Consider the following 14,520-nt stretch of genomic DNA (forward strand, 5'->3'; position numbering starts at 1 on the left):
GCTCTCCCCTAAATAATAACACTCATATTCCCGTTCCGGAATAATAATTATTCTCTTTTCCATAAAAAATTATTTACCAAAATTAATATGATTAATCTTTAAACCAGTAGTTTTTTCCATAAATTGTTTGAGCTTCCTAAACTAATATCATAATTTCTCCATGGAATGAATTTATTAACAAATATTATTTTAGAATTACCTAAAAAACAGCCATCAGAAATACCGATGGCTGAATACAAAAAACAAGTGTATATAAAAAATATATAAGTATTTTAATTTCTCCAGAACAGATTCCCGTCGTTCATCAGAGCTTCAATTTCAGACATTCTGGAAACCGCTTCTGCAGAACATGAAGCACTTGTAAGAACTATCGAAGCCTCATCTCCTGCTTTCGGCCACTGCTGTTTTCCCAGGTCATCCAGCGGAAGAATACTTTGGGTGGCAAACTGTAAAGCTCTCGACAGGGCAAATTCAGTTGCGTATCCATATAGCTCAGCAATGAGATTGGCTTTCTGTAACATATTCCCTGATCCGAAGGTGCTCCAGTAATCCTGCACATTGTCATTTCCGATCAACACCTTTACCCCATATTTTTTCAAAGTTGGAATGGGCATCACCGCTCCCTTAAATGGGACAGAAGAAGCAATTCCAACTTTACCTGCGGCAAGCCTTTCTGCAACTTTTTCTGTTTCTTTTGGAGAAAGATGTGCGAGTGCAAAAGCATGGCTAACGAATATTTTGCCCTGAAGCTGCGGATTTTCAATCGCTTTATCAATAAGATAGTTGATTGTTTTTATTCCGGACTCTCCTGCTTCGTGAAGATGGATATCAATTCCTTTATGATGATCCAAAGCCAGCTGTACAGTGAAATCCATAACCTTCTCAATGCTTCCGTCAATACTAAAAGGATCGAGTCCGCCGATGTAACCTACACTTTTCAATTGTGCTGCCTCTTTCATCAAAGGAGCCGACTCCGTATAATATACTCCATGTTGCGGGAAGGCTACCAATTCGGCTTTGAAAGAATCTTTTTTATGTTCCAATGCCAGTTCCAGATGCTCCAGGGACTGTAGTCCTGAGGTGGGATCAATATTGAAATGGGTTCTTGCGAAATGAGTTCCGTAATGCTGTAGCAGGCTGATCAGCTGTCCGGCTCTTCCTACAGAGGTTTTTAGCAGCTCAGGAATGATTTTCTGTTCGTAGGCGATCATATCTTTTACCGTTCTTCTTTTCGGAGAAAGAGCCTGCCAGGGAAGTCCATATAAAGTTTTATCCAGATGAATATGCATGTCCCTGAACGCCGGGAGCATCAGAAATCCTTTTACATCTATAGCATCAGCAGCCGGCTCATTAGGTTTTACCGTTTTAATCTTTCCGTCCTCAATTTCAATACTGAAAAGATCTGTTTTCGTTCCGGTAACCTCTTCATTTTCGTATTCAAATCCTGTTTCCAGGCGGACATTTTTCAGTAAGTATTTTCCTTTTGCAGTTAATCGATATGGGAATTGCATGTCTTAATATTTTAGCAATACAAAATTACATCGGCTCTTCTTCAAAACCGGTGTATCAATTATGTCTTCTGTTGTATAAATTATTCTTTGAACTGAGATGGGGTCATCCCGGTCTGTACTTTAAAGAATTTGGAAAAGCTGGCATGATCATAAAACCCAAGATCATACACAATGTCTTTCACAGACATTTCAGAAACTTTTAAAAGACGTTTGGCTTCAAGCAGGATACGGTTCTGAATAAGAGATGACGCCGGGGTATTAAGGTTCTTCTTACAGACAATATTCAGGTAATTGGCTGAAATACTGAGTTTACCGGCATAAAAAGAAACAGATCTTTCCGTTTTAAAATGTTCATCAATCAGATGTAAAAACCTTGAAATAATCGGATTTGAATTATAATTTTCAAAATCCTTGAAAACCCCTTCTACAGATTTGCTTACCATCAGGCCGATCAGCTCACTCCTTTTCTGGATCAGCTCCCAGAAAATAGTTTCACCATTCAGTTCTTTACGGATAGCCCGGAATTCATAAAGGAAAATATCAAACATTTCTTTGGAAAGGTTAATCACCGGATGATTCTGGTAATAAGAGGCAGAAAACCTTAATGAAGGCAGGAAACTCTCAAACCAATCCCTGCTGATCATCAGCTGATAGCCTATTGTTTCTTTTTCAATGATCCACTGATGAACCTGATCCGGAAAAACAAGGTGGATCTGATAATCTTTTATCTGATATTCATTAAAGTCTATGGTATGGACTCCTGCTCCATGTTCAAAAAGATTAATGATAAAAAAATCATGTTTGTGAGGATCATCTATAGAACGTGCCCCGGAAAGCTCATTAAACAGCAGATTGCAGCCTTTAAGCTGATTTTCACTGAACTCCTGGATTCCTAGAATAGGAAAATGATCTGTATGATAACCCACGTGGACTGAATTTCTCCTAAAATTAATAAAAAATACGGGAGAAAATAAAATAACCGCAAAAGAATATAGGTTATATCTTTAGCGGTTAACATCAACTCAATTATATATTTTATCTAAAAAACTATACTAGCCAATTGATTTATTTCAAGATCTGGGCAATTTCTGTAAATCCTAACGATTCAGCATGCTGCAAAGGTGTTTTTCCGGAATGATCAGGGATATTAATATCTGCTCCGTTATCTTTGAGGATCTGTACAATTTCCTGATATTTCTTTGTTCCATCTCCTAAAATCACTGCTTCCATTAAGGCTGTCCATCCTAACCGGTTCACATGATTAACCGGAAAGTTATTAACTTTCACCAGGGTTCTCACAGTTTCCACATGTCCACGCTCACAAGCCGGGATCAAAGCAGTTCCTTTGTATCTGTTAAACACATCGAAGCGGGCGCCATTATCCAGAAATAATCTGACCAGTTCTGTTTGTCCACTTGCTCCGGCATATAAAAACGGACTGTCCTGCTGATCATCCTGAAGGTTTACGTCAGCTTTGTAAGAAACCAATAATCTGGCCATTTCGGTATGCTTTTCTATTGTTGCAATCAGCAATAAAGACCGCCCCTTTTTATCACGGGTATTAACCTCTGCCCTATTATCCAAAGCCGCCTTTACAGCGGTAAGGTCATTTTTTCTGACAAGTTCTGTTATGGTCTTCTGTTGTATCATCTCTTCTTTGGGAAAATCATTTCGTTTCTCTTCATAGGCACTCATACTTCCGAATGCTAAAAGAAATATTAAAACCTTCATCATATTACCATCAGGTTTAAAAGACAACATTTCCCTGATGCACCAATGATTCTACATCAGAGATTCTCGATACGGCCTCTGCCGAACAGCCCGCCTTTAATAATACAAAATCGGCTTTATCTCCAACTTTCGGCCATTGCTGCTTTCCCTGGTCATCTAATGGAAGAATATTTCCGGTGGCAAGTTTTAAACTTCTCGACAGTAAAAATTCAGTTGAATACCCATACAACTGGGCCATTAAATTGGCTTTCTGAAGTACACTTCCGGTCCCGAAAGTGTTCCAGTGATCTACAATACTGTCATTCCCTGTTAATACAGTAACATTATGCTTATATAAAACCGGGATCGGCATTACCATTCTCCCGAAAGGTATGGTAGAAACAATACCAATCTGTGCTTCCGCTAATTTTTCTGCAATCTCTTCCTGTTTCACCTCATCCAGTTTAGCTAATATAAAGCAATGGCTCAGATAAGTTTTCCCTTTCAGAGAAGGATTTTCATTTACTTTCCTGATCAGATATTCCACTGTTTTCAGGCCTGAGTCTCCTGTTTCGTGCAAATGGATATCAATTCCTTTATGATGATCAAGGGCCAGCTGAACGGTAAAGTCCATTACCTTTTCAATATTACCATCCACGTTAAACGGATCTACCCCGCCAATAAAATCAATATCCATTTTTGCAGCTTCTTTCAGATAAGGAACGGAATCGGTATAAAATACTCCATGCTGCGGGAAAGCTACCAGTTCCGCCCCAAAGCTATTTTTCTTATTCTCTAGTGCTTTCTGCAGATTTTTTAATGACTGAAGTTTTGAAGTAGGCTCAATATTCACATGGCTACGGGCAAATGAAGTTCCTTTCGACTGAAGCAGCTCGATCATTTTTTCAGCTTTGAACGTTGAATTTTTCAGCATTTCAGGAAGCATTTTCTGTTCAAGCGCGATCATTCCCTTCACCCCGCCGGTCCTTTTTCTTACTGCCTGCCATTTATCTCCATAAAAAGTTTTATCAAGGTGGATATGCATATCTTTAAATGCAGGAAGCATCAATAGTCCTCTGGCATCTGTAGCTTTGGAATCAGGTATATTAGGTCCGATCTTTATAATCTTGCCGTTCTCCGCTTCTACACAGAACAGATCGGTTTTAGTAGAAATGACCTCTCCGTCCTGATATTCAAAACCGGTTTCCAAACGTACATTTTTAAGGATCAGCTTCCCTTTTGCTGAACTAAGCTTTTTGTCAAAAAATGGAGATGCTGTCATAATATGGGGTATTAATGTTAATCCGGCAGCAGCCAATGCCGAGTTTCTGATAAAATCTTTACGGGATATATTATTTTCTGAAGTCTTCATTCCAATCTGTTTATGACAAAGTTAAAAAGAACAGCAATGAACAAAGTGTATGGTTTATCACAAAATCTGTATGATTTATGCTTTGTGATTACCAATAATCATATTTTACGCAATTACGCAGGTACTGCCTGATCAGAACCGGGATATAGGGTAATAAAAAAGACCGGATAAATCCGGTCCTGGTATATTAATCATTAGAATATTCAAACTTTCGTACTGCTTCCAGTGTCATATCAATTTCTCTATCCCTGATCGCATCACTGATGAAGTAGGTCTCATAACCACTCGGTGGCAGATAAACTCCATTTTGTAACATCTGATGGAAAAAATTATTGAACAGGGAATGATTGGCTTCCTGAGCTTCATCAAAATTGGAAACCCTGTTGGTATGGAAGAATACAGACATCATAGAACCCTTTCTGTTGATCTTATGGGCAATTCCTTTTTCATTCAGGATTTTCCCGATTTCAAAATCTAAAGTCTCAGTGGTCTTATTGAGTCTGTTAAAAAATTCTGCATCATCCTTAATAAGCTGAAGAGTTTTTAACCCGGCTCTCATGGCCAGTGGATTTCCACTTAAAGTCCCCGCCTGGTAAACTCCTCCTTTGGGAGCCAGATGATCCATAATTTCATTTCTGCCTGCAAAAGCCCCTACCGGAAGTCCTCCTCCGATAACTTTTCCATAGGTTACCAGATCTGCTTTTACATTAAAAAGTTCCTGTGCTCCTCCGAAAGCTAGTCTGAATCCGGTCATTACTTCATCAAAAATAAGTAAAGTTCCGTTTTTATCACAGATTTGTCTCAGGTTTTGCAGAAAGTTATTCTCAGGTAAAACACATCCCATATTCCCGGCAACAGGTTCTATAATTACGGCTGCAATCTCTCCCTGGTTATGACGGAACAGATCTTCAACCTGTTCAAAATCATTATAACGGGCTAACAGCGTATCTTTTGCAGTTCCCTGTGTTACTCCCGGTGAATTCGGATTTCCGAATGTTGCCGCTCCACTTCCTGCTTTGATCAGGAATGAATCTGAGTGTCCGTGGTAACATCCTTCAAATTTTACAATTTTATCTCTACCGGTATATCCTCTTGCCAGTCTGATGGCACTCATGCAGGCTTCTGTTCCTGAAGAAACCATTCTGATCTGGTCAATATTCGGAACATTTTCAATGATAAACCGGGCAATTTCTGTTTCCAGTTCTGTAGGTGCACCAAAAGAAAACCCTTTCTCTGCCTGTATTTTCAGCTCTTCCAATACTTCGGGATGGGTATGACCCAAGATCGCCGGCCCCCAGGAATTGATATAGTCAATATAAGTATTATCATCAGCATCGGTAAGGTAAGCCCCTTTGGCTGATTTCATGAAAACAGGAACTCCTCCTACTGATTTGAATGCCCGGACAGGAGAATTAACACCTCCCGGAATGTATTTGTAGGCTTCATCAAATAAAGCCGAACTTCGTTGATATTTCATATATTAGTTAGTAACTGACAGCTGTTTGCCGGCAGCTAATAGGGCTAGCTGCCAACTTAAACTATCTGCAAAATTAGTTTCTTGGTTTTTTATCAATTAAATAAATCAACTGCCCGGCTGAAGGCTGCTGACCTTCATCCATTCTGTTCTTGGCATATAATTTATGTAATTTGATCCCGAACTTCTGGGCTATGTCATGCATATCTTCACCTGATGCTGCTTTATAAGTAGCAGTATTTCCGGTGGAATTTTTCGATTCAAGGAAAATGATATCGTTTTTCTTCAATACATCACTGTTCAGCTCATTCCACTTCATCAGTTTGCTTTCGCTGACTTTGAATTTATTGGCAATGAATTTTACATTCGTATCTTCAGGAATAACAACATATTTCAGTCCATCATTGGGATGGCTCTTGATAAGAATAGAATTCAGAATTTCTGCTTTCGTCTTGATTCTTTCTACTCTTTTCTGTTGCTGAGCATAAGAAGTCTGTTTATACGGAACTTCTACAGTCACCGTTTCTTTCGCTTTTTTACCTGCTTTTGACGGCTCCAGCTGAGCCATAAAGGTACGATCGTCTTTCAGGTCCGGATACATTTTAAGAACGGCATACAATACTTCATTGGAATTCGTATTGTCATATTCATAGAGTCTGTATTTTTCGATCTTTGAGATCAGGATTGAAGCATAACGCGGATTGGTGGCATACCCGGCTTTTTTTAGTCCATGAGCCCAGGCTCTGTAATCTTTCATGTCCAATCTGAAAAGATTGGCGTAATATTTTCTGGTTGACAGAAATATAGAGTGGTCTTCGTAAGACTGTCTCGGGTCATCATACACACGAAAACATTCGTTAGGTGCATCATCCGTATGCTTCATTGTTTTACCCGTCCAGTCTTCTTTACATTTTATTCCGAAGTGGTTCTTTCCTTCCTGTGCCAGTCTGCTTTGTCCTCCTCCGGTTTCCAACAGACCCTGCGCAAGAGTAATAGAAGCTGGAATCTTATATTTTTCCATTTCTTCTACCGCATATTTAGCAAACTTCTGAATATACTGATCTTCGGTTGCCCAGCTCTGAGCAGAAAATTTTGATAAAACTAAAAGGCTTATTGATAGGAAAAGTCTTTTCATGTTTTTCAATTTTACTTATATAATTAAATTTCTATTCTGTTTTTCTAAAAGCAGATTAGCTCCCTCAATCCCCTGCAATCCGCCAGTATGAAAGCATAAAATACTGCTGTTTTCCGGAAAATAATCCTCTTCAATCAGTTCAAAAATCTTCTGCATCATTTTTCCTGTATAAATTGGTTCTAAAGGAATATTATATTTTTCTTTGAAATCATTGATAAAACGAACATTTTCGTCATTTATTTTCCCATAACCTCCAAAACTTGAATCTATTAGATTAAAATTATGTTTCAAAGTTAATTCAAATATTTTATTCTCCAGCGAAGCATCATCAACAACCTTACATCCTATAACTTTCTGATTTTCTTCACAAAATTTTGAAATTCCGGCAATTGTTCCTCCGGTCCCGACTGCGGTGCAAAGATAGTCAAAATCTTTGGTTTGCTCATTCAGCATCATTTTTACGCCGGCTACAGCCTCTTCATTGGTTCCTCCTTCCGGAACAATGAGCGCCTCAGGAAACTCCTGTTGAAGGAATTCAGTCAGTTTTTCTTTATGACGGTATTCTTCTCGGGTGACAAATTTCAGGTTCATTCCATTCCTTTTAGCAAAAAGTAAAGTGGGATTATCCCTCCATTTATTTTGCAGTTCTTCACCTCTGATAATTCCCAATGTTGCAATCCCTGCCAGATTTCCCACGGCAGATACGGCAGAGATATGATTTGAAAAAGCTCCTCCAAAAGTAACAATATAGGGGTTTTCCGGATTTTGCTTCAGGTATTTATTAATATTGTAGAACAGTTTCCAGTATTTATTTCCGGAAATCAGGGGATGGATAAGATCTTCTCTTTTAATGAAAAGTTTAAGACTTTTATCAATTAAAATTTCCTGAATGGGAATGGACTCTGTTGGAAGTTGTAATAACATTTTGGCTGCCGGACTGTTCAATTTTATTACTACAAAAATAGTAAAAGATTTAGTTTCTCCGGTTTTCAGCAGACCGGATGATAAGTTATCATTTTTTTGAGCTACTTTTAAATAATATTAACTTGATTAACTTAAACTACAGGACAGGTATGAAAAAAACAATTATAGTCATCATATCAGTACTTTTTCTGATCACATTTATGGCCGGGATGTTCTATATTTTTTTCGGAGATCCATACTTTTCCCGCTCTGAATTTGATATTCCCGATAAGCCCAATGATAAAATGATCAGTATGTTCAATGCTGAGGTTGAAAAAGAAATAGAGAATCATACCCAAAGCGCCATGTATCCGGGGTATATTCCAGAAAGCAGACAAAATGTTATTATGTATTTAAAAACCATTAAATCTATTCAAAGTACAACCCGTTATGGCGTAAAGTCTACCCGGCCCAGAAATGAACTTGAATTGAAAATAATTTTCAACAACGGAACAATTGCTGAAGAGGTCTATACCGGACACACGTGTTCAGGCTATGTCTCCCCCTGTCTGTTGATGAAAGTAGAAATGAATAACGGAAAAGCAGTTAAAATATTTACCAACGGCCAGGAAAAGAAAGGTTCACCGGAATGGATTATGCCCGATTTGAATACATTGATTGAAAAAACAATTTCTTATGACATAAGAAGAAATCATGATAAATATTTTGAACCGGAAAAAAGTCAGAAAGATTTTGACCGCGAATGGGAGAATCAGCAGTAAGACCAATTATTTCAAATACTTCCAAAAACTCCACAATTTTCTTTTTTTGAGATATCCCAAATCCTTTTCCCTGGCATAGGCTTCTCTTTCAAATGATATTCTTTTGTAGGCCATATAGCTGTCCTTTAACCGGAAAAACCAGTAATAGTATTCAATAACATAAAAAATATAAAAGAAAATGACCAGCATTTCCAGCTGCTGTCTTAAATGAATCTTTTCGTGATTGATAAGTACTTTATTTTCCTTATCTTCGGGTTTCCTAATGAAGATAAAGGGAAAGAGAGCAATGCCGTTAATTTTTAGTCTTTTTAATGGCTTTTGGCATACAATTATCATAATAACAAATATAAAAAGTTTTTGACTAACGTTTAACTTATGGCCCATTTTGACATCAAAGAAGGTGAAGACTTTTACTATAATGAACAGGGTTACAAGGTTTTTACAGAGAAATTCCATCTGAAAAGAGGTCATTGCTGTAAAAGCGGCTGCAGACACTGTCCTTACGGGTACGATAAAAAGACAGATACATTCATTAAAAACGATAAAAAAAATAAATAAAATGAAAAAATATATTTTTATCTTGTTGGCATCTGCTACATTAGGTCTTACTTCATGTAGTCCTTTTCAGGTACGTTCAGATTATGCTGAAACAGCCAATTTCAATTCTTATAAAACATACAAAATAAGAATTGATGATTTAAAGTTGAATGATATTGATAAAGACAGGGTATTGAATGAGCTTTCAAGACAACTTCAGAGCAAAGGGCTTCAATCGGGAGAAAATCCTGATCTGATTGTGAATGTAAAAGCCAACCACAAAAAAATAACGGATGTTACTTCCAGTTCACCTTATGGAATGTGGGGCTGGGGTGGTCCTTTCGGTTGGGGTGTCGGAATGAACAGAACTTGGACAAGCAACTATAATGAAGGGGCATTAATTGTTGACCTCATTGATTCCAAAACAAACAAACTGGTCTGGCAAGGAATCGGAAGTGGAATTTCTGTAGATTCTCCAAGATCAAAGCAGAAACAAATTCCTGAAATCATGGCTGAAATCATGAAAAACTATCCTCCACAAAGAAAATAAAATAGTCTCTATTATATTGCCAGTACAAAACGTACTGGCTTTTTTTATGTCTTTTCAGTAGATTTTTTTTAAGAATATGCAGAATCAAGGTTAAGGAAAATATTAGAATTTTAAATATTTCACATGATTATCAGCTTTTTAGATACTATTTCTTTAAACTGAATGCAGCACATTAAAAAATTAATAATAATGTAATTTTTTATTCAGAAAATTATAGTAATCTTGTTGAAAATTATGTAATATGAAAAAAATCTTTTTATTTTCTGTATTTGCAGGACTTGTGAATGTTTATGCTCAAGCGCCTGCCGGATACTATAACTCTGCCAACGGACTGAGTGGTGCCCCGCTAAAAACAGCATTAAGCACAATTATCACCAACGGGCATCAGGATAAAGGTTACAGTGGGCTATGGACCGGTTATAAAACAACCGATATCGATAAAAATTACGAAAACGACGGATCTATTCTGGATATCTATTCAGAAAAACCTGCAGGTATTGATCCCTATAATTATACTCCGGGAACCAACCAGTGTGGTACATATTCTACTGAAGGAAACTGCTATAACAGAGAGCATATTGTTCCACAAAGCTTATTCAACCAGAATTCACCAATGGTTTCTGACATCCACTTTATCAGAGCCACAGATGGGAAAGTAAATGGAATGAGAAGTAATTATCCTTTTGGAAAAGTAGGGTCTGCTACATTTACTTCTAAAAACGGATCCAAGCTTGGAAGTTCTGCTTCTTCAGGATATTCGGGGACCGTTTTCGAGCCTATTGATGAGTTTAAAGGAGATGTAGCCCGTATGATTTTCTATTTCGTAACCCGTTACGAAAGTAAACTCTCTTCCTTTTCTTCAGGAAATATGTTGGGAAGTTCTACTTTTCCGGGACTACAGGCATGGGAACTTGATGTTCTTTTAGCATGGCATAACCAGGATCCGGTTTCTCAGGCAGAAATCAACAGAAATAATGCTTCCTACACATTTCAGGGGAACAGAAACCCGTTTATTGATAACCCGAACTATGTAGGTCTTATCTGGGGATCTCAGCAACCAAGTAATGATACTCAGGCTCCAACAGCTGCTACAGGGTTAAATATCAGTGGAACCACTTCAAGCAGTATTTCTCTTACATGGAATGCTTCAACAGATAACGTAGGAGTTTCTTCTTATGCTGTTTACATGAACGGAAGCCTTAAAACAACAGTTTCTTCTACTTCTGCAACCATTACAGGATTAACTCCATCTACTACATACAGCTTCTATGTAGTGGCCAAAGATGCTGCCGGAAATTCTTCTTCAAACAGCTCTGCCATTTCTGGAACTACCAATGCAGGAACTACCAATCCAACTACGGATTGTGTGAATGAAAATTTTGAGAACATCCCAACCGGTACTTCCTCTTCGTATTCAACCAGAACATGGAGCAATGGCGGCATTTCCTGGACAGCTACGGATGCCAGAACCGACCAGACAATCAACAACAAAGCAATTACAGTAAGAAACGGTTCTTTAACATCCGGAAGTTCTGCCAACGGTATCGGCTCTTTAACGGTAACTACACAGCTGAAATTCTCTGGCAGCAACGGAACTTTTACTGTAAAAGTAAACGGCACAACTGTAGGAACAATTCCTTACGGAGCAACTGCAGCTACAACAACGATCAGCAATATCAACATTTCAGGGAATGTAACGGTAAGCTTAGTTAATAATTCAACAACTAACAGAGTCGCTATTGATGATCTTAAATGGACATGCTACTCGGAATCTGCAGCCAGACAAATTTCTGATGCCACAGTTCAAAACATTAAAATATCCCCTAATCCGGTTACAAATCAGGAGATCTATGTGAAAGGTAATGATCTTCAGAAGATCAAAAAAGCTGAGATTTATAATCTTCAGGGAAAATCTCTTCAGACAATTAACCAGCCTTTTAAGAATGGGAATTCAATTAAGACCCAAAATCTTGGTCAGGGAATTTATATTCTAAAACTTGATAACAGCACAATGCAGTTCCTGGTAAAATAACCTAAGCATGCACAATAAAAATGGCGGACCTCTTTAAGATCCGCCATTTTTAATTTATAAACAACCTTCAGTACAGTTCAGCCCAGGGAAATGCTGTCAAGATCAGGATATCCCGATCCTTTCAGAAGGTCTTTCCATTCTTTCGCTTTAAAAACAAAAAGGTGACAGAGGGATTCATCCGGTTTATGATCCACCTTCGTTTCACAATAATAATAAATAAGATCTTTATCCTTCCAGATGGCTACTTCCTGTCTGAGCTTATTGGGAGTCTGAATAATCTCATTATCTTTTACTTCAGATTCAAAACTTTCATGTATGGTATTAAAAACAGGAGTATTAAGGTTTTCACTTAAACTCTCATACAATGCTTTTTGCTCCGGTTCAGTATAAATATCAAGCTGATACATCCCAAGTTCATCTTCCTTTTCATGAGCAAGAGGACCTATTTCCTGATCTACTTTTCCATAATGCAGGAGAACTTTATTGGTGTTTTTATAATGCTTCCCCGCTAAATTTATTCCGTTAAAATGTAATAATTTTTCTGAAGAAAAAGCCAGTCTTTCATTTCCAATCAGGGTAACCTCATCACTATGAACAGTATCTTTTGCGGTTATTCCAGCTGCCTTTAAAATATCGTTGATATTCTGTCCCACAGTAAGTGAGGCAAGATTAAAAGGGCTGGTCTGGGTATCATTACTGATCTCGACCTGAGATATATTACCATTCTTCTCCTGCTGATTACACGACGGCAATCCTATACAGATGATCGGTATTAGTAGATATTTTACATTCTTCATATTGCTGTGGTTTGGATCGTTAATTATATCATATGATTGAAATGTTGTCCTTTTAATATATTATAACGATATCATGAAGAGTTTTATTTGTTATATATTGTTATTGATTTTTCTTTTCCTGAATTATTTTAGACCAATCTGTGAACATTTTGGTAATTGTATTGGCATTAATCAGGCTAAAAAAGAACATTCCAACCAAAACCGTAAGCCAGCAATAGGCCAGTTTTATGCCAGTTTTATCGGTAATAAAAAAAAGTATCAACATTGTAATTGCTCCTGCTATAAACGTGAAAAGCAAAGTATACATCAATACATGAATAATATACATATTGAATGAAAGTTTTCTGAATATCCAGCCTATCAGCGCAACGGGAATAAATAATAACAGAGGCAGAAACATTGCACCGAATAGGGTAATTTCGGGATAATCTGCTATTCTATCTTCCAATCCGAAAAAAGTATTAAAACTGAACGCCATGATATTGTTTTTCAGAATCCGTTATCTCCAGTAATGTTTTATCTTTATATCCAAGTATTTTTGCCAATATAACATTCGGAAATTCATGAATTCCGATATTATAAAGGTTTACACTGTCATTAAAAAATTCTCTCCTGTCAGCAATCCTGTTCTCTAATTCAGAAATTCTCTTCTGCAATTCAACAAAATTATTATTAGATTTCAGCTCAGGATAATTTTCTGAAACGGCAAAAAATGAAGACAAAGCCTTTGAAGTTTCGTTGGCCAAAGTTGTTCTCTGATTTGCATCCGTACTGTTATTATAAAAAGTCCTGAGCTCTGTAAGGCGGGCAAGAACTTTTTCTTCATAATTCATAAAATGCTTGGCAACAGTTACTAAATTAGGAATTTCGTCTGCACGCTGTTTCAGCACTACATCAATATTTCCGTAAGCTTTTTCAACATTAAATCTGAGCATGACTAATTTGTTATACAGATTGATCAGGAAACTGATTATGGCTACTCCAAGCAGGATAAGTAATATGATAGCGACCGTCTGATTCATTATTGTGTAAGTATATAAATAATTATTAAAAGGATGATGGAACAGGTAAACATAAAGGATCTCAGCAATGGCTGATATTTGTTCCAAACTGTGATTCCTGATGATGAAGTAATTCCCAGAACTTTATAATATTCGTCTTTTCTGATAAAAGGAACTCCGTCTTTAGAATCAGCATAGCCTACCAACAGCATTTTCTGACCATTTTTAAGCAAGGTTTCCTTATATCTTTTGCTGCCATCCTGATTGATATTGGTTTCCCCCAATAGCACCAGCTCAATTCCCTCCGGTTCCACTTCTATAATTCCGGTATCATCTTTTATTTCAAAAAAATTACATCGTGTCTCCCTGTGAATTGTACGGTAAGTTTCTTTACCGTCTGAATCTCTGTCTATATTTTCAATGGTATAATAATAACCGATACAAGCTTCGTTTGCAACCGGTGAGAATAAAGGATTTTTCATAATTAGTTCTCCTTCAACCTCTGCCAATCCTTTAGCTACTGAATAAATTTTTGAAGTTGGAAGTGAAGCCTGTAATCTTAAGAAACGTTTTGCAGAATTCGGCTTCAGCAAAGAAAGAAAAATGAAAACAAAAATAAACAAAGGAATTAGGATCAATATCCGCTGCATATACTTATCATAATTTGTATAAAAATCAGAAATATAGGTATGCATTGGCATTTTTTCTTTGAAAAT

The 14,520-nt window shown here is 37.2% G+C and carries 16 protein-coding genes; 4 read left to right on the forward strand and 12 right to left on the reverse strand.

Translation table 11 applies throughout. The annotated features are described in order from the left end of the window. Nucleotides 1-272 precede the first annotated feature (272 nt). From DRF59_RS19190 to DRF59_RS19220, 7 genes are all read right to left on the reverse strand, one after another. The gene (locus DRF59_RS19190) at nt 273-1,511 is read right to left on the reverse strand and encodes an amidohydrolase (protein ID WP_115963970.1); all 1,239 of its coding nucleotides are present in this window, start codon (nt 1,509-1,511) and stop codon (nt 273-275) included. An 80-nt stretch (nt 1,512-1,591) separates the two neighbouring features. After that, nucleotides 1,592-2,437 carry a helix-turn-helix domain-containing protein gene (locus DRF59_RS19195; protein ID WP_115963972.1) on the reverse strand — a complete coding sequence of 282 codons (846 nt, stop codon included), beginning with the start codon at nt 2,435-2,437 and terminating at the stop codon, nt 1,592-1,594. A 139-nt stretch (nt 2,438-2,576) separates the two neighbouring features. Beyond that, complete coding sequence (locus tag DRF59_RS19200) at nt 2,577-3,245, reverse strand: ankyrin repeat domain-containing protein (protein WP_241505639.1); 669 nt, start codon at nt 3,243-3,245, stop codon at nt 2,577-2,579. 13 nt (nt 3,246-3,258) lie between these two features. Further along, nucleotides 3,259-4,593, reverse strand: a complete 1,335-nt coding sequence (locus DRF59_RS19205) for an amidohydrolase (protein WP_115963974.1) — start codon at nt 4,591-4,593, stop codon at nt 3,259-3,261. Between the two features lie 187 nt (nt 4,594-4,780). After that, nucleotides 4,781-6,070, reverse strand: a complete 1,290-nt coding sequence (gene hemL / locus DRF59_RS19210) for a glutamate-1-semialdehyde 2,1-aminomutase (RefSeq protein WP_115963976.1) — start codon at nt 6,068-6,070, stop codon at nt 4,781-4,783. 73 nt (nt 6,071-6,143) lie between these two features. Further along, nucleotides 6,144-7,202 (reverse strand): glucosaminidase domain-containing protein, encoded by a 1,059-nt coding sequence (locus DRF59_RS19215; protein ID WP_115963978.1) that lies wholly within the window; start codon nt 7,200-7,202, stop codon nt 6,144-6,146. A 15-nt stretch (nt 7,203-7,217) separates the two neighbouring features. Continuing rightward, a complete protein-coding gene (locus DRF59_RS19220; protein WP_115963980.1) occupies nt 7,218-8,126 on the reverse strand; it encodes a 1-aminocyclopropane-1-carboxylate deaminase/D-cysteine desulfhydrase in 909 nt (302 codons plus the stop codon). Between the two features lie 149 nt (nt 8,127-8,275). Between DRF59_RS19220 and DRF59_RS19225 the strand changes: the two genes are divergently transcribed. Next, a complete protein-coding gene (locus tag DRF59_RS19225; protein ID WP_123873713.1) occupies nt 8,276-8,887 on the forward strand; it encodes a hypothetical protein in 612 nt (203 codons plus the stop codon). Nucleotides 8,888-8,893: 6 nt separating this feature from the next. Here DRF59_RS19225 and DRF59_RS19230 read toward each other — a convergent pair whose 3' ends face one another. Continuing rightward, the gene (locus DRF59_RS19230) at nt 8,894-9,223 is read right to left on the reverse strand and encodes a hypothetical protein (RefSeq protein ID WP_115963984.1); all 330 of its coding nucleotides are present in this window, start codon (nt 9,221-9,223) and stop codon (nt 8,894-8,896) included. Nucleotides 9,224-9,262: 39 nt separating this feature from the next. Here DRF59_RS19230 and DRF59_RS19235 point away from each other — a divergent pair, with 39 nt between their 5' ends. The 3 genes from DRF59_RS19235 to DRF59_RS19245 all read left to right on the forward strand — a co-directional run bounded on the left by DRF59_RS19235 (nt 9,263) and on the right by DRF59_RS19245 (nt 12,006). Further along, complete coding sequence (locus DRF59_RS19235) at nt 9,263-9,445, forward strand: DUF5522 domain-containing protein (RefSeq protein WP_047492275.1); 183 nt, start codon at nt 9,263-9,265, stop codon at nt 9,443-9,445. Between the two features lies 1 nt (nt 9,446). Then, the gene (locus DRF59_RS19240) at nt 9,447-9,974 is read left to right on the forward strand and encodes a DUF4136 domain-containing protein (protein WP_115963986.1); all 528 of its coding nucleotides are present in this window, start codon (nt 9,447-9,449) and stop codon (nt 9,972-9,974) included. Nucleotides 9,975-10,215: 241 nt separating this feature from the next. Further along, entirely contained in the window at nt 10,216-12,006 is a 1,791-nt protein-coding gene (locus DRF59_RS19245) for an endonuclease (RefSeq protein ID WP_115963988.1), read from the forward strand. Between the two features lie 77 nt (nt 12,007-12,083). On the opposite strand, the gene DRF59_RS19250 is transcribed toward DRF59_RS19245, so the two are convergent. The 4 genes from DRF59_RS19250 to DRF59_RS19265 all read right to left on the reverse strand — a co-directional run bounded on the left by DRF59_RS19250 (nt 12,084) and on the right by DRF59_RS19265 (nt 14,499). Continuing rightward, nucleotides 12,084-12,803, reverse strand: a complete 720-nt coding sequence (locus DRF59_RS19250; protein ID WP_123873714.1) for a hypothetical protein — start codon at nt 12,801-12,803, stop codon at nt 12,084-12,086. 100 nt (nt 12,804-12,903) lie between these two features. Then, complete coding sequence (locus tag DRF59_RS19255) at nt 12,904-13,281, reverse strand: hypothetical protein (RefSeq protein WP_115963992.1); 378 nt, start codon at nt 13,279-13,281, stop codon at nt 12,904-12,906. Next, nucleotides 13,265-13,825, reverse strand: a complete 561-nt coding sequence (locus tag DRF59_RS19260; RefSeq protein ID WP_115963994.1) for a LemA family protein — start codon at nt 13,823-13,825, stop codon at nt 13,265-13,267. The genes DRF59_RS19255 and DRF59_RS19260 overlap by 17 nt, the downstream gene beginning before the upstream one ends. After that, complete coding sequence (locus DRF59_RS19265) at nt 13,825-14,499, reverse strand: hypothetical protein (RefSeq protein ID WP_123873715.1); 675 nt, start codon at nt 14,497-14,499, stop codon at nt 13,825-13,827. The genes DRF59_RS19260 and DRF59_RS19265 overlap by 1 nt, the downstream gene beginning before the upstream one ends. Nucleotides 14,500-14,520: the final 21 nt, after the last annotated feature.

It is taken from the genome of Chryseobacterium flavum, from assembly GCF_003385595.1.
GTDB lineage: Bacteria > Bacteroidota > Bacteroidia > Flavobacteriales > Weeksellaceae > Chryseobacterium > Chryseobacterium flavum.